At 71.4% G+C, this 22,252-nt stretch carries 25 protein-coding genes; 14 read left to right on the forward strand and 11 right to left on the reverse strand.

Going from position 1 to position 22,252, the window contains the following annotated elements; all coding sequences use genetic code 11:
- From I5Q34_RS04295 to I5Q34_RS04305, 3 genes are all read left to right on the forward strand, one after another.
- Window positions 1–1,143, forward strand: coding sequence for an acyl-CoA dehydrogenase family protein (locus I5Q34_RS04295; protein WP_199890703.1), 1,143 nt, complete (start codon window positions 1–3; stop codon window positions 1,141–1,143).
- A gap of 113 nt (window positions 1,144–1,256) precedes the next feature.
- Window positions 1,257–2,135: a GNAT family N-acetyltransferase gene (locus I5Q34_RS04300; RefSeq protein ID WP_199890704.1), complete on the forward strand. Its 879-nt coding sequence runs from the start codon at window positions 1,257–1,259 to the stop codon at window positions 2,133–2,135.
- Window positions 2,136–2,183: 48 nt separating this feature from the next.
- The gene (locus I5Q34_RS04305) at window positions 2,184–2,648 is read left to right on the forward strand and encodes a group II truncated hemoglobin (RefSeq protein WP_199890705.1); all 465 of its coding nucleotides are present in this window, start codon (window positions 2,184–2,186) and stop codon (window positions 2,646–2,648) included.
- Window positions 2,649–2,728: 80 nt separating this feature from the next.
- Here the strand turns inward: I5Q34_RS04305 and I5Q34_RS04310 are convergent, their stop codons facing one another.
- From I5Q34_RS04310 to I5Q34_RS04320, 3 genes are all read right to left on the reverse strand, one after another.
- Window positions 2,729–3,613, reverse strand: a complete 885-nt coding sequence (locus I5Q34_RS04310; protein WP_199890706.1) for a trans-aconitate 2-methyltransferase — start codon at window positions 3,611–3,613, stop codon at window positions 2,729–2,731.
- A gap of 34 nt (window positions 3,614–3,647) precedes the next feature.
- Window positions 3,648–3,977 (reverse strand): thioredoxin, encoded by a 330-nt coding sequence (gene trxA / locus I5Q34_RS04315; RefSeq protein WP_199890707.1) that lies wholly within the window; start codon window positions 3,975–3,977, stop codon window positions 3,648–3,650.
- Window positions 3,978–4,104: 127 nt separating this feature from the next.
- Window positions 4,105–5,055, reverse strand: a complete 951-nt coding sequence (locus I5Q34_RS04320; RefSeq protein ID WP_199890857.1) for an NAD(P)/FAD-dependent oxidoreductase — start codon at window positions 5,053–5,055, stop codon at window positions 4,105–4,107.
- Window positions 5,056–5,155: 100 nt separating this feature from the next.
- Between I5Q34_RS04320 and I5Q34_RS04325 the strand changes: the two genes are divergently transcribed.
- Complete coding sequence (locus tag I5Q34_RS04325) at window positions 5,156–5,770, forward strand: helix-turn-helix domain-containing protein (protein ID WP_199890708.1); 615 nt, start codon at window positions 5,156–5,158, stop codon at window positions 5,768–5,770.
- 270 nt (window positions 5,771–6,040) lie between these two features.
- Here I5Q34_RS04325 and I5Q34_RS04330 read toward each other — a convergent pair whose 3' ends face one another.
- Window positions 6,041–6,814: an SDR family oxidoreductase gene (locus I5Q34_RS04330; protein ID WP_199890709.1), complete on the reverse strand. Its 774-nt coding sequence runs from the start codon at window positions 6,812–6,814 to the stop codon at window positions 6,041–6,043.
- Between the two features lie 81 nt (window positions 6,815–6,895).
- Here I5Q34_RS04330 and I5Q34_RS04335 point away from each other — a divergent pair, with 81 nt between their 5' ends.
- The 3 genes from I5Q34_RS04335 to I5Q34_RS04345 all read left to right on the forward strand — a co-directional run bounded on the left by I5Q34_RS04335 (window position 6,896) and on the right by I5Q34_RS04345 (window position 10,281).
- On the forward strand, window positions 6,896–7,036 hold the full coding sequence (locus I5Q34_RS04335; RefSeq protein ID WP_199890710.1) for a hypothetical protein: 141 nt from the start codon (window positions 6,896–6,898) through the stop codon (window positions 7,034–7,036).
- Window positions 7,037–7,247: 211 nt separating this feature from the next.
- Entirely contained in the window at window positions 7,248–9,509 is a 2,262-nt protein-coding gene (locus tag I5Q34_RS04340) for an NACHT domain-containing protein (RefSeq protein ID WP_277965338.1), read from the forward strand.
- Window positions 9,510–9,513: 4 nt separating this feature from the next.
- Entirely contained in the window at window positions 9,514–10,281 is a 768-nt protein-coding gene (locus I5Q34_RS04345; RefSeq protein WP_199890712.1) for an alpha/beta fold hydrolase, read from the forward strand.
- Between the two features lie 21 nt (window positions 10,282–10,302).
- Here the strand turns inward: I5Q34_RS04345 and I5Q34_RS04350 are convergent, their stop codons facing one another.
- Window positions 10,303–10,533: a hypothetical protein gene (locus I5Q34_RS04350; RefSeq protein WP_199890713.1), complete on the reverse strand. Its 231-nt coding sequence runs from the start codon at window positions 10,531–10,533 to the stop codon at window positions 10,303–10,305.
- A 41-nt stretch (window positions 10,534–10,574) separates the two neighbouring features.
- The gene (locus I5Q34_RS04355; protein ID WP_199890714.1) at window positions 10,575–10,778 is read right to left on the reverse strand and encodes a hypothetical protein; all 204 of its coding nucleotides are present in this window, start codon (window positions 10,776–10,778) and stop codon (window positions 10,575–10,577) included.
- A gap of 151 nt (window positions 10,779–10,929) precedes the next feature.
- Here I5Q34_RS04355 and I5Q34_RS04360 point away from each other — a divergent pair, with 151 nt between their 5' ends.
- The 5 genes from I5Q34_RS04360 (at window position 10,930) to I5Q34_RS04380 (ending at window position 14,981) form a co-directional block, all read left to right on the forward strand.
- Window positions 10,930–12,084 (forward strand): helix-turn-helix transcriptional regulator, encoded by a 1,155-nt coding sequence (locus I5Q34_RS04360; RefSeq protein ID WP_199890715.1) that lies wholly within the window; start codon window positions 10,930–10,932, stop codon window positions 12,082–12,084.
- An 18-nt stretch (window positions 12,085–12,102) separates the two neighbouring features.
- Window positions 12,103–12,831 (forward strand): 5-formyltetrahydrofolate cyclo-ligase, encoded by a 729-nt coding sequence (locus tag I5Q34_RS04365; RefSeq protein WP_199890716.1) that lies wholly within the window; start codon window positions 12,103–12,105, stop codon window positions 12,829–12,831.
- A gap of 172 nt (window positions 12,832–13,003) precedes the next feature.
- Complete coding sequence (locus I5Q34_RS04370) at window positions 13,004–13,243, forward strand: YciI family protein (protein ID WP_199890717.1); 240 nt, start codon at window positions 13,004–13,006, stop codon at window positions 13,241–13,243.
- 72 nt (window positions 13,244–13,315) lie between these two features.
- A complete protein-coding gene (locus tag I5Q34_RS04375; RefSeq protein ID WP_199890718.1) occupies window positions 13,316–14,383 on the forward strand; it encodes a hypothetical protein in 1,068 nt (355 codons plus the stop codon).
- Between the two features lie 358 nt (window positions 14,384–14,741).
- Window positions 14,742–14,981 (forward strand): hypothetical protein, encoded by a 240-nt coding sequence (locus I5Q34_RS04380; protein WP_199890719.1) that lies wholly within the window; start codon window positions 14,742–14,744, stop codon window positions 14,979–14,981.
- A gap of 234 nt (window positions 14,982–15,215) precedes the next feature.
- On the opposite strand, the gene glnA is transcribed toward I5Q34_RS04380, so the two are convergent.
- The gene (gene glnA / locus I5Q34_RS04385; protein ID WP_199890720.1) at window positions 15,216–16,625 is read right to left on the reverse strand and encodes a type I glutamate--ammonia ligase; all 1,410 of its coding nucleotides are present in this window, start codon (window positions 16,623–16,625) and stop codon (window positions 15,216–15,218) included.
- A 235-nt stretch (window positions 16,626–16,860) separates the two neighbouring features.
- Here glnA and I5Q34_RS04390 point away from each other — a divergent pair, with 235 nt between their 5' ends.
- The gene (locus tag I5Q34_RS04390; protein WP_199890721.1) at window positions 16,861–17,328 is read left to right on the forward strand and encodes an RDD family protein; all 468 of its coding nucleotides are present in this window, start codon (window positions 16,861–16,863) and stop codon (window positions 17,326–17,328) included.
- A gap of 135 nt (window positions 17,329–17,463) precedes the next feature.
- On the opposite strand, the gene I5Q34_RS04395 is transcribed toward I5Q34_RS04390, so the two are convergent.
- The 4 genes from I5Q34_RS04395 to lipB all read right to left on the reverse strand — a co-directional run bounded on the left by I5Q34_RS04395 (window position 17,464) and on the right by lipB (window position 20,451).
- Window positions 17,464–18,144 carry a DUF4191 domain-containing protein gene (locus I5Q34_RS04395; RefSeq protein WP_199890722.1) on the reverse strand — a complete coding sequence of 227 codons (681 nt, stop codon included), beginning with the start codon at window positions 18,142–18,144 and terminating at the stop codon, window positions 17,464–17,466.
- 10 nt (window positions 18,145–18,154) lie between these two features.
- Window positions 18,155–18,409 carry a hypothetical protein gene (locus I5Q34_RS04400; protein WP_199890723.1) on the reverse strand — a complete coding sequence of 85 codons (255 nt, stop codon included), beginning with the start codon at window positions 18,407–18,409 and terminating at the stop codon, window positions 18,155–18,157.
- A 181-nt stretch (window positions 18,410–18,590) separates the two neighbouring features.
- Complete coding sequence (lipA, locus tag I5Q34_RS04405) at window positions 18,591–19,544, reverse strand: lipoyl synthase (protein WP_199890724.1); 954 nt, start codon at window positions 19,542–19,544, stop codon at window positions 18,591–18,593.
- 124 nt (window positions 19,545–19,668) lie between these two features.
- On the reverse strand, window positions 19,669–20,451 hold the full coding sequence (gene lipB / locus I5Q34_RS04410) for a lipoyl(octanoyl) transferase LipB (protein ID WP_199890725.1): 783 nt from the start codon (window positions 20,449–20,451) through the stop codon (window positions 19,669–19,671).
- Between the two features lie 280 nt (window positions 20,452–20,731).
- On the opposite strand from lipB, the gene I5Q34_RS04415 reads away from it, so the two are divergent.
- Entirely contained in the window at window positions 20,732–22,201 is a 1,470-nt protein-coding gene (locus I5Q34_RS04415; RefSeq protein WP_199890726.1) for a regulator, read from the forward strand.
- The last annotated feature ends 51 nt before the right edge of the window (window positions 22,202–22,252 follow it).

Below are 22,252 nucleotides of genomic sequence, written 5' to 3' on the forward strand. Positions count from 1 at the left end.
ATGCAGACCACCGTGTACGAGGCGCAGCACGAGGAGTTCCGGCAGCTGTGCCGCACGTTCCTGGCGCGCGAGGCGATCCCGTACCACGACCAGTGGGAGCGGGACGGCATCATCGGCCGCGAGCTGTGGACGAAGGCCGGGGCCGCCGGGCTGCTGGGCATCGGCGTGCCCACCGAGTACGGCGGGGGCGGGGAGAGCGACTTCCGCTACCCGGCCGTCCTCTCCGAGGAGTTGATCCGGGCCCGGGTCACCGCGCCGGGCTTCGTCGCCCACAACGACGTCATCGCCACCTATCTGTCCGGCCGGACCACGCCCGAGCAGCGCAAGCGCTGGCTGCCCGGGCTGTGCTCCGGTGAGCTGATCGCGGCCATCGCGATGAGCGAGCCGGACGCCGGGTCCAACGTCGCCGACATCCGCACCACCGCGGTGCGGGACGGGGACTTCTACGTCCTCAACGGGCAGAAGACCTTCATCACCAACGGCGAGAACGCCGACGTGATCGTGGTGGCGGCCAAGACCGAGCCCAAGCGCGGCGGCCAGGGGATCAGCCTGATCGTCGTCGAGCGGGACACCCCGGGCTTCACCCGGGGCCGGCGCATGGAGAAGCTGGGCTGGACGGCCAGTGACACCTGCGAGCTGTTCTTCGACGACTGCCGGGTGCCGGCCTCCAACCTGATCGGCAAGGAGAACGTGGGGATGGCCTACCTGATGGCCGGCCTCCCGCGCGAGCGGCTCAGCATCGCCACGGTGGCGGTCGCCGCGGCCGAGAAGATGCTGGCCGACACGCTGGAGTACGCCCGCGGCCGGGAGGCGTTCGGGCAGTCCATCGGGAGCTTCCAGCACAACCGCTTCCAGCTCGCCACGCTGGACACCGAGATCACCATCGCCCGGGTCTTCCTCAACCACTGCGTCACCGAGCTCAACGCCGGGCGCCTGACGGTGGCCGACGCGGCCAAGGCCAAGTGGTGGACCACCGAGCTCCAGGTCGAGGTCGCCAACCGCTGCCTGCAACTGTACGGCGGCTACGGCTACTTGAAGGAGAGCCCGATCTCCCGCGAGTGGGCCAACAGCCGGGTCCAGACGATCTACGGCGGCACCACCGAAATCATGAAGGAACTCATCGGCCGCTCACTGGGCCTGTGAGAGGCCCGAACGCCCGGCGTATCCGGCATGTCCAGCACGCTCGGCACGACCGGCACGCCCAGCACGCCCGGCATGTTCAGCATGTTCAGCAAGGGAAGGGACGTACCCCCCACATGAACCACCCCGGCGAATCCCTGCACGCGGGAACCGACGGACTCACCGTCTCGGTCGCCACGCTGGAGGAATGGCGGCACGTGGAGGAGTGGGCCAACGGCGAGGGGTGGAACGTCGGCCTCGGCGACGTGGCCTGCTTCCACGCCACCGACCCGGCCGGCTTCTTCCTCGCCCGCCTCGGCACGACCCCGGTCGCCGCGATCTCGGTCGTCAACTACTCCGACACCTACTCCTTCATGGGCCACTACCTGGTCCACCCCGACCTGCGCGGACAGGGCCTGGGCCTGGCGACCTGGGAGGCGGCCTTCCCCCACGCGGGGAACCGGGTCATCGGCCTGGACGCCGCGCTGCCCCAGCGCTCCAACTACGCGAAGCACGGCTTCCGCGCCGTGTGGGACACCATCCGCTACGGCGGCGTCCTCACCCGGCCGGGCCGGATCGCCGAGGGCACCGTGCGGATCGGTCCCGGGCACCTGGACGCGGTCGCCGCCTACGACCGCGGCTGGTGCCCCGCCGACCGCGGCGACTTCGTACGGCGCTGGCTGACGGCCCCCGGGCACGTGGGCCACGCGACGGTGCGGGACGGCGAGGTCACCGGCTACGGGGTGATCCGGCCGGCCCAGGAGGGCCACCGGATCGGCCCGCTCTTCGCCGACACCCCCGAGGAGGCCGAGGCGCTCCTCGACACCCTCACCGCGGACCTGGGCCCCGGGGCGGGGCTCTCGCTGGACATGCCCGAGCCGCAGACGGCCGGCGGCGAGCTGGTGCGGGCCCGTGGCCTCACCGAGCGCTTCCGCACCGTGCGGATGTACAACGGCGAGGTCCCCTGGAGCCGCGCCGGCCAGGCCTACGCGACCACCACGCTCGAACTCGGCTGACCACCCCGGAAATCGGATCGACCGGAACGTAATCTCAGGAGGTGCACGATGGCGGACTCCACTCCGACCATGTACGAGTGGATGGGGGGTGCCGAGGTCCTGGAGAAGCTCACCGAGGCGTTCTACGCGAAGGTGCGCAAGGACGAGATCCTCGCCCCGCTCTTCGCGCGGATGGCGGACGACCACCCGCAACACGTGGCGACGTTCCTCGGCGAGGTCTTCGGCGGCCCCACCAAGTACACGGAGGAACACGGCGGTTACCCGCGCATGCTCTCCCGGCACATCGGCCGGCAGATCAAGCCGGAGCAGCGCCACCGCTGGGTCGAGCTGATGCGGCAGGCCGCCGACGAGGTCGGGCTGCCGCAGGACGCGGAGTTCCGCTCCGCGTTCAACGCCTACATCGAGTTCGGCTCGCGGCGCGCGATGGCCAACTCGCAGAAGGACGCCGAGCTCGGCAGCCGCACGACCATCAAGATCTGGGGCTGGGGCGAGGCGCCTCCCGGCTCCGACTGAGCGGCACGTGAAGGGGCCCGGCACGCGGATCGCGTGCCGGGCCCCGCGGTGTTCCCGGGACGGGCCGGACGGGGGGACGGTCAGTCCCGGGAACAGGCTCTGGCGGTGTGGACCGTGGTGGCGCTCAGATAGAAGGCGTCCGGGCGCCACAGGATGCCCGTGCAGGCGTCGCCGTCCACCAGACGCTCCAGCGTCGCGCGGTCCCCGGCGTCCAGCCGGTCGCCGATCCGCTCGCGCAGCCGCGTCAGATGGCCGTGCAGGTGCTCGCGGGCCGGCAGGCCCAACGGGGTGGGCAGGTCGGTGAGGAACGTCCGCGTCCCGGTCGGGATGAGCCCGGCCCGCGCGAGCATCGCGGGCCAGTCCTCGACGGCGGCGGACGCACCGGGCAGCCCGCCGCGCATCTCCGTGAACCAGTCCTCCTGGGCCGCCTCCAGCCGGGCCTGCAGGCCCGGCCGGCCCATGCCGATGTCGCGCGGCAGGAAGCGCGGCGGCAGCCCGCGCTCGGCCACCGCGAGCACCCCGCCGCGCCGCAGCCGGGAGGCGAGGGCGTCCAGCGCGGCCTGCTGGTCGCCGAGGTGGTGGACGACGTTGCCCGCCCAGATCACGTCCGCCGTGCCCAGCGCGTCGAACTCCGCGGGCAGCTCGGCCCGTTGGACGGTCACGCGGCCCGACACGTGCCGGCGCGCGGCGCGCGGGCGCACCCGGTCCAGCACGGCGGGGTCCCGGTCCAGGGCCACGACCTCGGCCCGGGGGAAGGCCCGGGCGAGCAGACAGGTGCCCACCCCCGGTCCGCAGCCGACGTCGAGGACCCGGCCGACCGCCTCGTCCACGCCGTCCCCGGCACAGACCAGGCCCCGCAGCCACGCCACGGCCTCCTCCAGCGAGGAGGTGTGCAGCTCGGCCTCGCGCTCCAGCTGGGCGGCCGGGGCGTCGTGCTCGATGTCCCCGGATTGGTGTGGGTTCATTGGCTGTTCCTGTTCCGGGCGGGGCGGGCTGGGATCAGCGGAGGTAGGCGGCGAGGGTCCGCTCGAGGACGGGCTTGGGGGAGGCGCCGACCCACTGCTCCTTGCGCTCGCCGTCGGCGTAGACGATGAACGCGGGGATCGACGAGACGCCGTGCTGGATCGCGAGCGAGGGCTCGTCGTCGACGTTGACCTTGACGACGTCCAAGTGGCCGGTCTGCTCGGCGGCGAGCTGCTCGATGATCGGGGTCATCATCCGGCACGGCGCGCACCAGGGGGCCCAGAACTGGATGAGCACGGGCGTGCCGGCCTGCAGGACGCGGGTCGGGAAGGCGTCCTCGGTGAGGGCGTCCACGGGCTTGGCCATGACGGGTTACTCCTTGTACGGGTGGAGGTGGTGCGGTGAGCGGGGTCAGGGGGTGGCGCGGCCGGCGGGTACGAGGCGGAGTGCCTCGCCGGGCGGCCGGGGGACGGCCTCCGGAATACCGGACGCGCTAGCGGACGATCGGCTCGGCCGGGTTGCGGTACGCCTCCAGGTCCTGCGCGACGTCGTCGCCCAGCAGGTCGTGGTTGAGGGCGAAGCCGGCGGCGGAGCCCTGGCCGGCGGCGGTGACGACCTGGGCGCGCGGGTCGGCGACGTTGCCGACCGCCCACACGCCGGGCACGCTGGTGCGGCCGGCGCCGTCGGTGACCACCCAGCCCATGTCGTCCTTGTCGCAGCCCAGTTCGGTCAGCAGGGCGTCGTTGGCGACCATGCGCGGGAAGACGAACACCGCCTCGCGGGGCACCACGCGGCCCTCGGACAGCTCCACGCCGCGCAGCTTGTCGTCCTCGACGACCAGCCACTTCACCTCGCCCTCGGCTATCCGGATGCGGCGCGCGGCGAGCTTCTCGCGGTCCTCGGCGGTGATCTCCATGGTGTGCGGGAAGAAGACCACGTCGTCCGACCACTGGCGCAGCAGCAGGGCGTGGTTGACCGCGTTGGGGTGGGTGCCGAGCACGCCGAACGCCTGGTCGCGCACCTCGTAGCCGTGGCAGTACGGGCAGTGCAGCAGGTCCTTGCCCCAGCGCTCGCGCACGCCCGGGATCTCCGGCAGCTCGTCGCGCAGGCCGGTGGCGACGACGACGTGGCGGGCCTTGAGCGCCACCCCGCCCGCCAGCTGCACGACGAAGCCCTTCCCGTCGCCCTTCTCCACGTTCTCCACCTGGGCGTCGATCAGGTCCACGCCGTACCCGGCGACCTCCTTGCGGCCGACCTCCAGCAGGGCGGCCGGGTTCATCCCGTCCCGGGAGAGGAAGCCCATCATGTTCTCGGCCGGGGCGTTGCGCGGCTTTCCGCCGTCCACCACGGCGACCTTGCGGCGGGAACGGCCCAGCAGCAGCGCGGTGTTCAGCCCCGCGGCGCCGCCGCCGATCACCACGGCGTCGTACGTGTCCTTGCTCATGTCGCTCACTGCGATCACCTCCGCAGGTCAGCCTGCGACCGTCACCCGGAGGTGGCAATTTTTGTTGCCGTTTTAGGAACATGGGGTATGCAATGGCGGCATGGAGATCTCCGACGCCATCAACCGAGCCCTGACCGAGGTCGGCCCCCGCCTCAAGCGCCTGCGCATACAGCGCGGTGTGACGCTGGCGACACTCTCCGAGGCCACCGGCATCTCCAAGAGCACCCTCTCCCGCCTGGAGTCCGGCCAGCGCCGCCCCAGCCTGGAGCTGCTGCTCCCGATCTCCCAGGCGCACCAGGTGCCCCTCGACGAGCTCGTCGGCGCCCCCGAGGTCGGCGACCCCCGGATCCGGCTGACCTCCAAGCACGTGGCCGGCAAGACCGTCATCCCGCTGACCCGCCAGCCCGGCCCGCTCCAGACCTTCAAAATGATCATCCCGGCGGCGCTGAACACGCCGGAGCTGTGCACCCACGAGGGCTACGAGTGGTTCTTCGTGCTCTCCGGCAAGGTCCGCCTGATCCTCGCGGACCACGACATCGTGCTGGGCCCGGGGGAGGCGGCCGAGTTCGACACCCGGCTCCCGCACTGGTTCGGCAGCACGGGAGAGGGGTCGGTCGAACTCCTCAGCCTCTTCGGCCGGCAGGGGGAGCGGATGCACGTCCGGGCGAAGCCGACGGGTTCGGTGAGGGAGGCGAGGGAACCGACGACGGCGTGACCGCCGGGGTTGTTGCCTCAGCCCCGCCCTTTCACTGTTTCTTCCGGGGCGGAGCTCCGGGCCTGGTACTGCGCTTCGCGCGGTGAGCGGGGGCTCCGCCCCCTGCACCCCTGCCGGGGCTCGCGGCTTCGCCGCTCGTCCTTAAGCTCCCTGAAGGGCGCTTCAGGGGCCCAGGGGGCGGAGCCCCCGGTCAACGCGGCGCAGCCGCGTTACGGGCCCCGGGGCTTGCCCCGGAAGAAACGGTGAAAGGGCGGGTCCGGGGCAAATCCCTCACCGCCCCCCACCCACCCGCTCCTCCAGGAACGCCTCCCACGTCCGCCCACCCCGATCGGCCCCGTCAAGGGCAAGATTCGCCCCGGCGCGATAGGCACGCCCGACGCGGCCGGGCAAACGCACCGGCAACGCAGGCCGCCGCCGCCCACCGCGAGCACGCACATGGTCGAGCACCAGCTCATGCAACCCATAAACCCCCGGCCCCGCCAGATCCCGCACCCGCCCCGCCGCCTCCCCCAGCGCCAGCTCCACCAGCCGCTCCGCCACATCCCGCGCGTCCACCGGCTGCCACCGCAGCCCGCCCAGTGCCGGGACGACCGGCAGCCTGCCCATCTTCTCCGCGACGGTCAGCGCAAGGTCGTGGAACTGAGCGGCGCGCAGCGTCGTCCACGGCACCCCCGACTCCGCCACCGCCCGCTCCGCGCCCGCCTTGGCCCGGAAGTAGCCCAGCGGGATCCGGTCCGCGCCGATGACCGAGATGTACACCAGGTGCTTCACCCCCGCCCCGGCCGCCGCCCGCACCAGGTTGCGGGTCGCGACGACGTCCCCCTTGGGCCCGCCCGCGAGGTGCAGGACGGTCCCGACCCCGGCCAGGGCCGCGTCGATCCCCTCGCCCTCGATCAGGTCGCAGGCGACGTACTCGACGCCGTCCGCCGGCGCGCCCCCGCGCCGGCTGAGCACCCGCACCTCGCGGCCGGCCGCCCGCAGGAGCGGGACGACGTGCCGGCCCAGGGTGCCGGTACCGCCGGTGACCAGGATGGTTGTCGACATCGCTTCTCCCAGGGTTCGTCACGGGCCGCTCTCCGGCGGCCTCTGCCAGTACGACCCGCGGCGACGAAGGAATGTGACAACGTGCGCGAAAAAGTTCTGGCCACCGAAAGGCCCGAGGAGGAGCGGCCCCGGCCGCGACCCGTCGGCTCGCCGGCCGGGCCCGCCGCCGTCGACGTCCTGGCGGACGCCGAACGGCTGCGGTCGCTGCTCCCGGCGGACTAGACGCGGTCGGCGGCGATGAGGAGGTAGTGGAAGCTGCCTTCCTTGTAGGCGGTACCGCCTACAAGGAAGGCAGCTTCCACTACCTCCTCATCGCCGCCGACCGCGTCTGACGGGACCCGGGCCACGGGCCCCGCCGCCCGGCGGGGCCCGTGAAGGCGGTAACTCCCTTTGTCCGTCGGTCGTTTGAAGCTGTATGCACTGGCGATGGACAGTGACCTGGGCGCTGTGCGCGGTGGTCACGTGCGGGCTGTTGTCGATATGGGTGCGGTGGAATCCCGACCGGTTCTCCGCCGCCGCGGCGTTGCTGGGGACGGTCATCGCCCTGTTCGGCACGCTCTCCCTATGGGCCTGGCGGGCCGGCGCCCGCCGTAAGCACTCCAGCGGCGGCCAGGTCGCGGACGCCGCCGAGGTGCTCGCCCGCACCGTCCGGCGGCAGTGGGAGGAGGAGGCGGTCCTCCGGCAGCTGTACGACCCGGCGCCGCTGCCCGTCGTCTGGTCGGACTGCACCCGCCCCGGGATCTGCGACCACCGTCCGCTGGTGGGCACCTCGGTGGTCTGCCGGGCCGACGACCCGCGCGAACTGGCCGCCGCCTTCGGGGGACTCGCCCGCCGCCGCCTCGCCCTGCTGGGGCCCGCGGGATCGGGGAAGACGACCTTCGCCGTCCTGCTGATGCTCGCCCTGCTGCGCACCCGCGCCACCGGCGACCCGGTGCCGGTGCTCTGCTCCCTCTCCTCCTTCGACCCCGCCCGCGAGAGCGCCGCCGGCTGGCTGCGCCGCCGCATCGCCGCCGACTACCCGGCGCTGGCCGACACCGAGCACTACGGAGTCGGCGTCGTCGAGGACCTGCTCACCGAGCACCGGCTGATCCCCGTGCTCGACGGCCTCGACGAACTCCCCGAACGCAGCCGGGCGGCGGCACTCGCCTCCCTCAACGACACCCTCCCCTCCGACACCCCCCTCGTCCTGACCTGCCGCACCGACGCCTACGTCCGGGCCGTCGCGGCGAGCGGCGTCCTGACCGGAGCGGCCGTCCTGGAGCCCGCGCCCGTACGCACCGGCGACGCCCTCGTCCTCCTGCGGCTGGCCACCCCGCCGGGTCCCCGTCAGCGCGGCTGGGACGTCCTGGCCGAGCACCTCGACCGCCGCCCCGGCGCCCCCGCCGCCCGGGCCCTGACCAGCCCGCTGATGGTGGCCCTGGCCCGGTCCGTCTACGCCGACCACGACAACGACCCCGCCGAACTCGCCGACGAGCGGCGCTTCCTCGCCCCCGCCGACATCGAGCACCACCTCCTCGACGCGCTCGTCCCGACCCTCTACGGCCGTGCCCGGCGACAGTCCCCCGCGCGGAGCTGGGAACCCCGGCGGGCCCTGGCACACCTCGCCCACCTCGCGGCGGGGATGCACACCCAAGGCACCCACGACCTGGCCTGGTGGCAGCTGTACCGGTGGACCCCGGCCCTCGCCGGACCGTGGCGGCGCGCCCTGACCTGGGCCTCGGTGCTGTGCGCCGGCCTCGTACTGGCCGCGTCGCTCTGCGGGTTCGTCGGAAACGCTCCTCTGCCCGACGTCCTGCGGTGGTACCCCCAGTCAGTGCTCGAGGCCCTCGCCTTCCTCCCCGTACCGGCCATCGGCAGCCTGATCGTCCTGAGCGGACGCGGCCTGCCCCGCAAGTCCGTCGTGGCCGCCGCCGTCGCCCTGTCCGGCGGCCTCACCATCGTGCCGTCCGCCTGGTTCTACTACCCGGACGCGTCCCTGCCCCTGCTCGTGGGCGCGATCGGCTTCTACGTCTTCAGCCTGTGGCTCGTCCTGCTGGGCGCGGGCCTGCCGTCCCCTCCCCGGATGCCGAGCCGGAGCCGCCCCGCCCGGGAACGCCGGCGCAGGCAGCTGATGCGCGCGCTCGCGCTCGTCGCCGGCGTCGCGGCCATCAGCGAGGCGGTGTTCGCCGGCTACGCGATCGCCGGGTACGGGGCCGTCCTTCCGTCCGGAACCGTGCCGTGGGGCCTGGCGATCGGCGTGACGGCGGGCATCGGCCTGGCCGCCCTGGACTGGGTCCGGGACCCGTCCACCGCCGACGACGTGGCGACCGCCGCGTCCTCCGTCCGGACGGACCGCCTGATCTCGCTGATCGGCGCGGCGGCCTGCGCGGTCGTCTTCAACCTCCCCGACGGCGTGATGCGGGCCGTGCTGGCCTCCTCGGACCCGCTGCACACCACCACGTACGCGGCCGTCGTCGGCCTGTTCCACGGCGGCCTCATCGCCGCCGTGCTCGCCCTGGCCGCCCACTCCTGGCCGCACTACACGATCGCCCGCCTGCTCCTCGCCGCCCGCGGCCAACTCCCGTGGCGGCTCCAGCCGTTCCTCGCCGAGGCGCACCGCCTGGGCATCCTCCGCCGCGTCGGCCCCGTCTACCAGTTCCGTCACGCCCGTCTCCAGCACCACCTGGCGACCCACGCGCACGGCCTGAGATCCTGAGTCCATGCCGTACGCCACGACTCCGGACGGAGCCCGCATCGCCCACCAACTCCACCCCGGCGACGGCCCACCGCTCGTCCTCCTCGCCGGCCAGGCCAACAACCACCACTGGTGGGACGGCATCCGCGACGACTTCCACACGTCCCGCAGCACCCTCACCCTCGACTACCGGGGCACGGGTGCCAGCGACGCCCCCGAAGCCCCTTACTCCACCCGCGAGTTGGCCCGCGACGTGATCGCCGTCCTCGACACCCTCGGCATCGACCGCGCGGACGTCTACGGCACGTCCATGGGCGGCCGGGTGGCCCAGTGGGTCGCGGCCGACCACCCGGACCGCGTCCGCCGCCTGGTCCTGGGCTGCACCACCCCCGGCGGCCGCCACGCCGTAGCCCCCGACCCCGCCGTCCACCGCTCCCTGGCGACCCGCGACTCCCGCCGCGCCCTGCTCGACCTGATGTACACCCCGAAATGGCGCGCGACCCACCCCGGCCCGTACCGCACCCTGGGCGACCCGCACATGTCCCCCCGCTCCCGCACCCACCACCGGACCGCGAGCCGCGGGCACGACGCGTGGGACGCGCTCCCCTCCATCACCGCCCCGACCCTGGTCCTGCACGGCACGGACGACGTCTTCAACCCGGCAGCGAACGCACCGCTGCTCGCGGACCGCATCCCGGGCGCGCGGCTGGAGACGATCCCGGGCGCGAGGCACGCGTACTTCGAGGAGTTCCGGGAGGTGGCGGGGGCGCTGGTGCTGGATTTCCTGGGGTGAATCAGCATTTCCTGGGGTGAGTCAGCGTTGTACGACCTGGTGGGCGGCTTTCCAGTGGGCGGTGAGGGCGGTGGCGTGGTGGCTCTCGGCCCGGAAGTCACCGCGCCGGCGGGCATCCCGGATGGCCGCGTACTCGGCCTGACAACGCGGACAGCGCCGCGAGGAGTTGGTGGCGGGCCCAGAGGCGTGCGGGGTGGTGACGACGTACCGCCAGGCATGGGCGAGGTCGGGCCGAGGGGTGGAGGCGATCATGGTTGAGTGATCTTTCGTTAGTTGGTGATGGGGTACTGAGTTCACGGGCGGTCTCCGTACGGGTCCAGCCCGAGGGCCGCCCGGTCCTCCGGAGCCGAGAGGAGCAAGTGGTCCTTGGGGCACGACCACGGCGGCAGGGACGTGCCGGGACAGGTCATGAGCACGGACCTGCCCTGGTCGAGCTGGACCACGCCGACGCGGCCCGTACGCACGTCCTTGACCAGGCGTCCGGGGAGGATGTTCACCGCTCACCTCTGTGGTTGACCGAGATCGGAACCACCGCATCAGGTGGCTGCTCCACAAAACCCCTCACCCGCGTACGGAGCCAGGGCAGAATTGACGCGCTTGTGCGGCATCCATGCGGCAATGCCGGGCGAGACCAGGGGAGATGACGTCATGGCGCCGAAGCGGCACCGGTTCGTCCAGCAGCGCGAATCCAGGGGCTTCACCCAGGAGACCCTGGCGGAAGCCATGGGCGTGGACCGCTCCACCGTCGTGCGATGGGAAGGCGGTCGGGGTACGCCCCAACCCTGGATGCGTCCTCGTCTCGCCCGGGCTTTGGGTATCACGACCGACGAGCTACGGGATCTGCTGACTGTCTCTCCTCCGCGCGACGAGCGTCAGGACTATGCCCTTCAGCATCCGGAGCGGGCCGACCTCGGGACCTGCGCGCTGCTCCGTACGGAGTTCCAGGAGCTGGGCGACCGCTACGACCGGGAGCCGTCCGCCGGTCTCCTGGTCGATGCCGGACGGCAGCTCAGTCACGTCACCCTCCTGGCGAACGAGGCCCGCCGGGGCCGGGTCCAACGCGAGCTGCGGACCCTGCACTCCGACATCGCCGCGTTGATGGGCCAGTTGGTCTGGGACGCCTCGCAACGGCGCGACCATGAAACGGCGAAGTCCTTCTACACCGAGAGCCTCGGCATCGCCCGGTACCTGCACGACCGCACTCTCGAAGGCCACGCCCTCCTGCGTACCGGATACGTCGCCCTGTACGGCGCCCGTGATCCACGGGCCGGGCTCGCTCTCTTCCTCCAGGCAGCGATGACGGCCAAGGGGACCAGCCCCGCCCTCGCCGGGCTCGCCCTGCTCCACGCGGGAGAAGCCCACGCCAGGCTCGGAGAGGCCGACGCCTGTGAGCGCGCACTCGCGAAGGCGGGTGTTCATTTGGCGAAGGCCGAGGCCACCGACGCGGCCGCGGAACTGGTTTCACCCGCCCAGCCCGGCCGCCTCGCCGGAGCCTGCTATCTCTACCTGGGCCGGTACGCGCGCGCCGAGCAGGTTCTCACCGTCACGGCCGCCCAACTGTCGGAGCGGAGGAAGTCCCGCGCGATCGTGCTGGGGAACCTGACCCTCGCCCTCATCCGCCGGATGGAAGTCGATGCCGCGGTGGACGCCCTCCACAAGGCCGTTGATGACCTTGAGCTGACACGTGGTGGTGGGGGCCTGAACATCGTCTTCGCCGCCGCCCGTGAACTCAGGCCCTGGCGACGGCAAGCGCGCGTTCAGGATGTCCATGACCGGATGCTGGCCCTCATGGCAGCGACCTAGCGACAGGAGGGCCGTGGGATGCCCACCACACATGACGAGGCCAAGAGGCAGGTGAGAACGAGAGTCTGGGATGCTCTCGATGCCGCCTCGGCGACGTACAACGACACGGCCCATGGTCGTATCCCTCACTTCAGAGGAGCCGACCGGGCAGCGGCGCGGCTGGCCGATCTGCCCGCCTGGCAGGCAGCCACCACGATCAAGTCCGTACCCGACAAAGCCCAACTCCCCGTCCGGGCGCGCGCCCTGGCAGACGGCAAAACGGTTTACATGGCCGTCCCCAGGCTTGCCACACCCCGCCCCTTCTACCTCCTGGACCCCGCAGCTCTCGCCGTCCCACCGCTCGAGGCGGCCACCAGCCGGGTAGCGGCAACCGTCGCCCCCACCGTGGACGTCGACGGCCTGCGCTCCATCCAGCTCGTGGTGCTGGGCAGCGTCGCGGTCGACAGGGGCGGGACCCGAATAGGCAAGGGCGCCGGCTACTCGGACCTGGAATTCGCCCTCCTGACCGAAGCCGGCCTGATCACCCCTGAGACCCTCGTCGTCACCACCGTCCATCCCCTCCAAGTGATCGACGAACCCATCCCCGCCACTGAACACGACGTGGGCGTCGACCTGATCGTCACCCCTGATGCGGTCATCACCTGCCCCACCCCGCACCGCCCGGCGGGCATCCTCTGGGAGCACCTCGATGTGCGGAAGATCGCTGAGATCCCGGCACTGGAGCGCAGATACACCGAGCGGAGGTGAGGGCGTCGTGCGGGGTGCGACACCGCATGTCTACCGTGGGGGGTTCCGGTTCCTCGCTCCACCAGGAGGGACAAGAGCGTGCAGTTCCTGCTCGTCGCCCACGACACCACCGGCGAGCACCGCACGAGCGCCGCATGGCCGCCCGCGAGCGGCACCCCGCCCAGGTCCGTCCTTGATCGCCGACGGGCACGCCCTGTTCGGCACGGCGATCCTCGACGATGAGGGACGGATGGTTGGCTCGATGCTGGTGATGGACTTCCCCTCGCGTGCGGAATTCGATGCCTGGTTGGAGACCGAGCCGTACGTGACCGACGGCGTCCGGGCCGCCATCGAGGTTCGCCCCTGCCAGGCGGGCCCGCTATTCATGGAGGCGTCGGGACGGCCCGCAGGTGGCCTTCCTATCGTCGGCTGATCCGTTTCCTCGGCACCGGCGCTTCGTTGGACCGGACGGGTGCGGCCCGGGTGACTCCCTGCCCCTCCGCCCGTGAGCGATCCGGCGGCCGCCGAGGCGGTGACCGAGGATCTCCGGCCGCCGGCGTACGTCCAGGAGTCGCACCTCAGGACGGTGCGGACGGTGCGCGAGGACGGGCTGTTCGTGCCGACTCGGCTCGGCGCGGCGTTCGACATGCCGGGCGCGGCCGATCTCGACGTGCTGCAGGAGGCGTTGTGCCGGTGGACGCTCCGCCACGAGACGCTGCGCAGCGGCTTCCGCTGGGACGATGACGAGGGCCGCGCCGAGGAGCGCGCACCGATCAGCAGTTACGTCGACTTCTGCGGAATCGAGCAGGCGGATGCGGACCGCATCGACGACACCCACGCGATCGTCGCCCGCTGGCGGGAGTTCATCAACCGCTGCGACGGCAGACTCCCCAATTTCCCCGTCGACCTCGGCCTGGATCCCAGTGGCAAGTTGCCCACCCAGAAACTCATGCGCGAGATGCTCGTGGACGCCGACGACGCGGCCGCGTTCGAGTCGTACTGCCGCCCCTACGGCGGGAGTCCGGCCGGCGTCCTGGCCGCCACGGGCCTGATCGTCCACCGGATCGGAGGGGAGCCCGTCTACCGCACGGTCGTGCCGTTCCACACCCGGGTGAAGTCCCGGTGGCTGGACTCCGTGGGCTGGTACGTCGGCGGCGCGCCCGTCGAGATCACGACGGAACGCCCGGCCGGTTTCCGGAGCGTCCTGGAGCAGGTGCGCGCCGCCCTGCGCGCCAACATGCCGCTCGCCCACGTCCCCATCGCCCGCGTACTCCGCCTGCTCGGCGCGGGCTTCCGCCCGACCTCCCCCGACCTCTACTCGATCGTCTCCTTCATCGACTCCCGCGCCACCCCCGGCTCCGCCGACTGGCCCGAACAGAAGGCATACGGCCTGATCCGGGTCTCGTACGGCGACCAGGTCTGCGTCTGGACCACCCGACTCCACGAGGGCCTGCAGTTCGCGAGCCGCTACCCGGACACGGACATCGCGTACGAGAACATGCGGCGCTACGTCGAGCAACTGCGGGACGCCATCGTGACGGTGGCCCGCCAGGGCCCGGACGTCTGCCTCTGACGGAACCCAGGTCACCCGGACGCCACTCCAGTGGGTGACCCGCGCGCCGTTGCCGCGCCCGCCGACCTGGAACGTGCGCTGAAGATCGCTGTTCAACGTGTCGCGGGGGACCGGGCGGAGCGCCGCATATCTCTGCCAGGCCGATGCGAGACACATGGCTTGTTCGCGGCCTCCTCTGAGATGGACGGGAACGGTACATTTCGCGGCCATGAGGGGGATTCGGTCGTACTGGGGGTTTCTGGCAGCTGCTCTCTTGGTCGTCGCATGGGGTAAGGGCGGGGCCTGGCAGATCATCTTCATTCTGTCATTGGCGGTCAGCACATGGGCGTTGTTCCAGGCGCCTGTGTGGTGTGGGGCCGTGAACCGCGACGGGCGCACGTACTGCCGGGAGAACGCTTCTGGGCTCTTGATGGGATGCAGGCGCCGCCAGCACCGGTGGCAGAAGCTGAAGATGGTGGTGGCACGTAGCAAGGCCGGTGATGTCTCGCGCGCGATCTTTCCCACCGCAAAAGACAAATTCGCAGCGTTCATCGCGGTCGGTGGGCTGGCGTCAGCCATCGCGGCTGTTGTGGTGCCTGTGATCGTGGACAAGGGGTAGGGAACCGAGGTTCCTGAAGGCCGGGCCGGACGCGGAGAAGCGCTGAGCCCCGTCAGGGCCCGATGGGCGATGACGGGGCTCGAGGAGAGCGCTGTGCAGCTCTGGCGACCTGCCGGCTTCCGGCTCCCGGCGCGGACGAGGAGGAAGCGGTGGGCGATCAGTGACAGGAGCCGGGAAGCCCGCAGGCCAGAGGCCCTTCAAGGGGCTCCCTCCCAAGTCACCCGACCACCGGAACTAGATGTCGAAGTACAGCTCGAACTCGTGCGGGTGCGGCCGCAGCTGCATCGGCGCGATCTCGTTCGTGCGCTTGTAGTCGATCCACGTCTCGATCAGGTCGGATGTGAAGACGCCGCCGGCCTGGAGGTACTCGTTGTCCTGCTCCAGGGCGTCGAGGACGGCCGGGAGGGAGGTCGGGACCTGGGGGACGTTGGCGTGCTCGTCGGGGGCGAGCTCGTAGAGGTCCTTGTCGATCGGCTCGGCGGGCTCGATCTTGTTCTTGACGCCGTCGAGGCCGGCCAGGAGGAGGGCCGAGAAGGCGAGATAGGGGTTCGAGGACGGGTCGGGCGCGCGGAACTCGACGCGCTTGGCCTTCGGGTTGGAGCCCGTGATCGGGATGCGCATCGCGGCGGAGCGGTTGCGCTGCGAGTAGACCATGTTGACCGGGGCCTCGAAGCCGGGGACCAGGCGGTGGTACGAGTTCACCGTGGGGTTGGTGAAGGCGAGGAGCGAGGGGGCGTGCTTGAGGATGCCGCCGATGTAGTAGCGGGCGATGTCCGAGAGGCCCGCGTAGCCCTGCTCGTCGTAGAAGAGGGGCTCGCCCGCGCTCCACAGGGACTGGTGGACGTGCATGCCCGAGCCGTTGTCGCCGAAGATCGGCTTCGGCATGAAGGTGGCCGTCTTCTCGTTGCGCCAGGCGACGTTCTTCACGATGTACTTGAAGAGCATCAGGTCGTCGGCGGCGGCGAGCAGCGTGTTGAACTTGTAGTTGATCTCCGCCTGGCCGGCCGTGCCGACCTCGTGGTGCTGGCGCTCGACCTTGAGGCCGGCCTTGTCCAGCTCCAGGGAGATCTCCGCGCGCAGGTCGGCGAAGTGGTCGACCGGCGGGGCCGGGAAGTAGCCGCCCTTGTAACGGACCTTGTAGCCGCGGTTGTTGACCTCGGAGCCGGTGTTCCAGGCGCCGGCCTCGGAGTCGATGTGGTAGAAGGACTGGTTCGCCGACGTCTCGAAACGGACGTTGTCGAAGATGTAGAACTCGGCCTCGGGGCCGAAGTACGCGGTGTCGGCGATGCCCGTGGAGGCGAGGTACGCCTCGGCCTTCTTCGCCACGTTCCGCGGGTCACGGCTGTACTGCTCGCCGGTGATCGGGTCGTGGATGAAGAAGTTGATGTTGAGGGTCTTGTCGCGGCGGAACGGGTCCATGCGGGCCGTGGAGAGGTCGGCGCGCAGGGCCATGTCGGACTCGTGGATGGCCTGGAAGCCGCGGATCGACGAGCCGTCGAAGGCCAGCTCCTCGGCCGGGTCGAACGCCTCCGCAGGGATCGTGAAGTGCTGCATCACGCCCGGCAGGTCGCAGAAACGGACATCGACGAACTTGACGTCCTCGTCCTTGATGAACTTCTTGGCGTCGTCGCCGTTCTGGAACATCCAACCCTCCTAGCCCGGCCGCCAGCGGTCGGGGATTGCTTCGGTGGTGCTGCGGCCGACCCTAGAGAGACCGGATTTCCCGGGCATGACCCGTTTGTTTCGCAGAGGTTAACCGGGCCGCGGCCGAAACGTGATCGGAACGCGCGGCCGAAACGCGACCACCTCGGCGGTGTGCCGCAGTGATGCGGGCCACCCGGCCGACGGGAAACGTATGCCACCCCAGTACCGTGGACGGGTGGACAAGAGGCAAGCAATCGGCTCGTGGCTCTCCGGCCCCCGCGCGGCCGCGGAGGAAATGGGTGTCGACTTTGGTTACCGGGGCGAGCGCCTCGGCCTGCCGGAGCACGGGCCGGGCTCCGTCGCCCCGCTCGGCCGGCGATTCGGAGCGATCTTCATCGACTGGGCCCTGTGCCTGCTCGTCGCGAACGGACTGATCGCGCAGGGCAACATGCACCGGGCCGGCAACTGGGCGATCGTCGTCTTCCTGGTGCTCAGCGTGCTGACGGTGGGCACGATCGGCTGCACGCCCGGCAAGCGGCTGCTGCGGCTTCGGGTGGTGGGCGAGCACGGCGGCCGGCTGAGCTTCCCGAGGGCGGTGCTGCGCAGCGTGCTGCTGGCGCTGGTCATCCCCGCGGTCATCTGGGACCGGGACACCCGGGGGCTGCACGACCGGGTGGCGAAGGCCGTCCAGGTCCGGATGTGAGCGTGGGAACAGATCCGGATGTGAGCGTGGGAAGAAGCGTCCGGGCAGGCATGAGCGTACGAAGCCTCCGGACGTGAGCGTACGGAGAAGGGGCGGGACCGACTGATCGGTCCCGCCCCTTCTCCGTTCCTTCGCTCAGCGGCCCTTCGGCATCCGCATGCCCTTCGGCATCGGACCCTTCGGGATCGGCATGTTGCTCATCAGGTCGCCCAGCGCCCGCAGGCGGTCGTTCACGACCGTCACCTGGGCGCCCGGCAGCACGCGCGGCAGCTTCAGCAGGGTCGTGCGCAGCTTCTTCAGCGGCACCTGGCCCTCGCCGTCACCCACGATCACGTCGTGGACCGGAACGTCCGCGACGATGCGCGCCATCCGCTTCTTCTCGGCGGCCAGCAGGCCCTTGGCACGGTTGGGGTTGCCCTCGGCCACGAGCACGATGCCGGCCTTGCCCACGGCCCGGTGCACCACGTCCTGGCTGCGGTTCATCGCGACCGCGGGTGTGGTGGTCCAGCCGCGTCCGATGTTGTCCAGGACCGCGGCCGCGGCGCCCGGCTGGCCTTCCATCTGCCCGAAGGCAGCACGCTCGGCGCGGCGTCCGAAGACGATCGCCATCGCGAGGAAGGCCAGCAGGAAGCCCAGGATGCCCAGGTAGACCGGGTGGTCGATCCAGAAGCCGATGGCGAGAAGGACACCGAAGGTGACAATGCCCACAGCCGCGACGACAAGACCGACCTTCGAATCGACCTTCTTGGTCATCCTGTAGGTCAGGGCGATCTGCTTCAGTCGCCCGGGGTTCTCGGATGTTTCCTTCCTCGCCATATGGCGAAGTTTACGTGGCCTGCGGGCCCGGAGCCGCCGCGGCCTCCAGGAGGCTCTGCACCTCACGCCGAGCCCGGGCCCGGCGGCGGTCCTCCAGGACGGCCGTCCAGGCGTTGCGCCGTGCGGTGCGCTGCCCACCGCGCAGCAGCAGCCCCTCCAGGGCCCGCAGCGCGCCGGTGAGCGAGGGCGGACGGACGGCGAGGGTGGAGGGCAGGGCGGAGAAGGCGCGGGCGGTCGTCACGGGAGCGGGCGGCGCGGCCTGCATGGCGTGTCCTCTCGGAGCGGGGAGGGGGGTGAGAGGTGTACCGGCGTTCGGGGAACGTACAGCTGTGTGTGCACCCATCGTCACGGAACGGTGTTACCGGTGCGTGACCGGTTGGTCAAAACCTATGAAACGTTGACGCGGCCCTGCTCTCGACAGAGAACAGGGCCGCGTCAAAGAAGCCTTACGCCGCAGCTTCGCCGCGCTTGTCCATCGCCTGCTGGTAGAGCCGGCCGGCCCGGTACGAGGAGCGGACCAGCGGGCCCGACATCACGCCGGCGAAGCCGATCTCGTCGGCCTCCTGCTTGAGCTCGACGAACTCCTGCGGCTTGACCCAGCGCTCCACGGGGTGGTGGCGCACGCTCGGCCGCAGGTACTGGGTGATGGTGATCAGCTCGCAGCCCGCGGCGTGCAGCTCGCGCAGCGCCTCGCTGATCTCCTCGCGGGTCTCGCCCATGCCGAGGATCAGGTTCGACTTGGTGATCAGGCCGTACTCGCGCGCCTGGGTGATGACGTCGAGGGAGCGCTCGTAGCGGAAGCCGGGGCGGATGCGCTTGAAGATCCGGGGGACCGTCTCGACGTTGTGCGCGAAGACCTCGGGGCGAGAGGCGAAGACCTCCTCCAGCAGCTCCGGCACCGCGTTGAAGTCGGGGGCCAGGAGCTCGACCTTGGTGCGGCCCGCCGCGCGGCCTGCGGTCTGCTGGTGGATCTGGCGGACCGTCTCCGCGTAGAGCCAGGCGCCGCCGTCCGCCAGGTCGTCGCGGGCGACGCCGGTGATCGTGGCGTAGTTGAGGTCCATCGTGACGACGGACTCGCCGACGCGGCGCGGCTCGTCGCGGTCGAGGGCCTGCGGCTTGCCGGTGTCGATCTGGCAGAAGTCGCAGCGCCGGGTGCACTGGTCGCCGCCGATGAGGAAGGTGGCCTCGCGGTCCTCCCAGCACTCGAAGATGTTGGGACAGCCCGCCTCCTGGCACACCGTGTGCAGGCCCTCGCGCTTCACCAGACCCTGGAGTTCGGTGTACTCGGGGCCCATCTTGGCCCGGGTCTTGATCCACTCGGGCTTGCGCTCGATGGGGGTCTGGGCGTTCCGGACCTCAAGACGCAGCATCTTGCGTCCCTCGGGGGCGACAGCGGACACTCCGGCTCCCTATGACTTCGATTCTTCGGCGGACACCAGGGTACGCCCGTTCGTTCTTACGTTCTTCCGCCCGGGCAACCGCTGAGATCGCGGTGACATTCCCGAGCCGGGGCCGGACCGGGGCTCAGACGGCCCGGGGGAGGGGCTCGGCCGATTCCAGTACCCCGCGGAGGTGCTTCTCGACCACCGGCAGGGCCTCCTCGACGGCCACCCGGCGGCCCAGCTCGTTGGAGAGCGAGGTCACCCCGGCGTCCCGGATGCCGCAGGGGACGATCCGGTCGAACCAGGTGTTGTCGGGGTCACAGTTGAGGGCGAAGCCGTGCATGGTGACGCCCTTGGCGATCCGGATGCCGATGGCCGCGAGCTTGCGGTCCTCGCCGCGCTGGCCGGCGTTGGAGGGGGCGTACTCGGGGCCGCTGAGCCGCGGGTCGAACTCCTCGTCCGCGGGACGGGGGGCGGCGAAATCCAGGGTCAGGCCGCCGGTGTCCGGCTTCGGCCGGGCCTCGCCGAGGACCCAGACGCCGCTGCGCCCCTCCACCCGCGTCGTCTCCAGGCCGAACTCCGCGCAGGCCCGGATCAGGGCCTCCTCCAGGCGGCGGACGTGTGCGATGACGTCCACCGGGCGCGGCAGCTTGAGGATCGGGTAGCCGACGAGCTGGCCCGGGCCGTGCCAGGTGATCTTGCCGCCGCGGTCCACGTCGATGACGGGCGTCCCGTCCAGGGGGCGCTCGCTGTCCTCCGTGCGCCGTCCCGCGGTGTAGACCGCCGGGTGCTCCAGCATCAGGCAGGTGTCCGGAACCTCGTCCGCGAAGCGGGCCGCGTGCACCCGGCGCTGCTCCTGCCACGCCTCCTGGTACTCGACGGCTTCCGCCCCGAAGCCCAGACGGACAAAGCGCAGCTCACTCACGGCGGCTCCTCTTCCAGTCCTCTTCGAACGCTTTGCGGCACCTGGGTGGGTACGTCCTGCCGCACCCGGTGCCCCAGCCACTGTACGGCGGCCTCCGAAACGGCTGCGGACGAGCCCCGGACAAGATCGACTCTGGGCGCTTTTCCGTGCCTATTTGATCTGTCTCTGATCTGTCCTCACACGATCGGATGAATGCGGGGCGAAGGTGGCGTTCGGGGCGGCTGGGACCGCTAAATTCACGCCGTTCCCAGAATGGCGATCAGGGAGACCGGGCAGGTTGATGACGGAACGACCCCCACAGCGCATTCCCAACCGCCAGCTAGCCGCGCTCATCGCGGAGGCCGGCTTCTCCAACGCGGGGCTCGCACGTCGCGTCGATCAATTAGGGCTGGAGCACGGCCTCGACCTGCGCTACGACAAGACCTCGGTCACCCGCTGGCTGCGTGGCCAGCAGCCGCGCGGCACCACGCCGGCACTGATCGCCGAGGTCTTCACCCGGCGGCTGGGCCGACGGCTGTCCGCGCAGGACCTCGGGCTGGACGCGTGTGCCCCCGTCTACGCGGGGCTGGAATTCGCCGCGTCGCCGGCCGAGGCCATTGACATCGTGAGCGGGTTGTGGCGCAAGGACTCCGGCAGCCATACCGAACTGCGGAAGATCGCGTTCACCCCCGCGGGCCTGGTGGTCCCCAGCCGGGACTGGCTGATCGGCCGGGCCGACGACCGGGTGGCGCGCAACGCGGCCCCGGCCGCCGGCGCCGCGCCGGGCACGGCCACCGGGGAGGGCGTCCCGCGCCCGCCCGACCGGCCGCGCCCGGCGGTGCCCCGCCAGCGGGCCGAACGGGCGCCCGGCGGCCGGGTCTCGATGGGCGACATCGCGGCCCTGCGGTCGGTCGGCGAGCTCTTCCGCACGCTGGACCACGCGTACGGCGGCGGCCACGCCCGCCAGGCCCTCGTCCGCTACCTGGAGCACGAGGCCGAGCCGATGCTCCGCGGCACGTACGGCGAGGCCACCGGGCGGCGGCTGTTCGGCGCCGCCGCCGACCTCACCCGGCTCGCCGGGTGGACGTCGTACGACATCGCGGCGCACGGCCTCGCCCAGCGGTACTACGTGCAGGCGCTGCGCCTCGCGCAGGCCGCCGGTGACCGGGCCTACGGCAGCTATGTGCTGGTGACGATGAGCCGCCAGGCGGTCTATCTCGGGCACGGGCGGGAAGCGGTGCAGCTCGCGCGGGTGGCCCAGCAGGGCGTCGGCTCCGGTGCCCCGCCGGTCGTCCAGGCCCTGCTGCACGCCATCGAGGCGCGCGGGCACGGGGTGCTCGGCGAGGTGCGGGCCTGCTCCGCGTCCCTCGCCCGGGCCGAACGGGCGCTGGAGACGGCCCGGCCGACGGACGACGTGCCGTACTGGCTCCGCTTCTTCGACGAGGCGGAGCTGGCCGACGAGTTCGCCCACTGCCACCGGGATCTGCAGCAGTGGCGGGCCGCCGCCCAGCACGCCGAGCGGTCCCTCCAACTGCGGGCGGCGGGCTACGCCCGCAGCCGGCTCTTCTGCAGAGTGGTCCTGGCCTGTGCCCGGCTCGGGCTGGGCGAGCTGGAGCAGGCGTGCCAGCTGGGCGCGGAGGCGGCGCAGGCGGCGGGCGAGATGCGCTCGGTGCGGGCCGTGGAGTACGTGCGCGAGTTCGAGCGGCGGCTGGAGCCGTACCGCGACGCGGCGGCGGTCCGGGCGTACCGGGAGAAGGTCTCCGCGCTGTGATCCGCTGAGCGACGGGCGTCGATAGCGGGCGATTCGGCTTTCCGGGCGTGC

Source organism: Streptomyces sp. AV19 (assembly GCF_015999245.1).
Classification (GTDB): Bacteria; Actinomycetota; Actinomycetes; order Streptomycetales; family Streptomycetaceae; genus Streptomyces.

Coding starts and splice junctions, on each gene's coding strand:
- I5Q34_RS04395 (WP_199890722.1), bottom strand. CDS start 18,144: ATGGCGAGGAAGGAAACATCCGAGAACCCCGGGCGACTGAAGCAGATC.
- I5Q34_RS04300 (WP_199890704.1), top strand. CDS start 1,257: ATGAACCACCCCGGCGAATCCCTGCACGCGGGAACCGACGGACTCACC.
- I5Q34_RS04305 (WP_199890705.1), top strand. CDS start 2,184: ATGGCGGACTCCACTCCGACCATGTACGAGTGGATGGGGGGTGCCGAG.
- I5Q34_RS04360 (WP_199890715.1), top strand. CDS start 10,930: ATGGCGCCGAAGCGGCACCGGTTCGTCCAGCAGCGCGAATCCAGGGGC.
- I5Q34_RS04295 (WP_199890703.1), top strand. CDS start 1: ATGCAGACCACCGTGTACGAGGCGCAGCACGAGGAGTTCCGGCAGCTG.
- I5Q34_RS04415 (WP_199890726.1), top strand. CDS start 20,732: ATGACGGAACGACCCCCACAGCGCATTCCCAACCGCCAGCTAGCCGCG.
- I5Q34_RS04400 (WP_199890723.1), bottom strand. CDS start 18,409: ATGCAGGCCGCGCCGCCCGCTCCCGTGACGACCGCCCGCGCCTTCTCC.
- I5Q34_RS04345 (WP_199890712.1), top strand. CDS start 9,514: ATGCCGTACGCCACGACTCCGGACGGAGCCCGCATCGCCCACCAACTC.
- I5Q34_RS04310 (WP_199890706.1), bottom strand. CDS start 3,613: ATGAACCCACACCAATCCGGGGACATCGAGCACGACGCCCCGGCCGCC.
- I5Q34_RS04330 (WP_199890709.1), bottom strand. CDS start 6,814: ATGTCGACAACCATCCTGGTCACCGGCGGTACCGGCACCCTGGGCCGG.
- I5Q34_RS04365 (WP_199890716.1), top strand. CDS start 12,103: ATGCCCACCACACATGACGAGGCCAAGAGGCAGGTGAGAACGAGAGTC.
- glnA (WP_199890720.1), bottom strand. CDS start 16,625: ATGTTCCAGAACGGCGACGACGCCAAGAAGTTCATCAAGGACGAGGAC.
- I5Q34_RS04325 (WP_199890708.1), top strand. CDS start 5,156: ATGGAGATCTCCGACGCCATCAACCGAGCCCTGACCGAGGTCGGCCCC.
- trxA (WP_199890707.1), bottom strand. CDS start 3,977: ATGGCCAAGCCCGTGGACGCCCTCACCGAGGACGCCTTCCCGACCCGC.
- I5Q34_RS04350 (WP_199890713.1), bottom strand. CDS start 10,533: ATGATCGCCTCCACCCCTCGGCCCGACCTCGCCCATGCCTGGCGGTAC.
- I5Q34_RS04320 (WP_199890857.1), bottom strand. CDS start 5,055: ATGAGCAAGGACACGTACGACGCCGTGGTGATCGGCGGCGGCGCCGCG.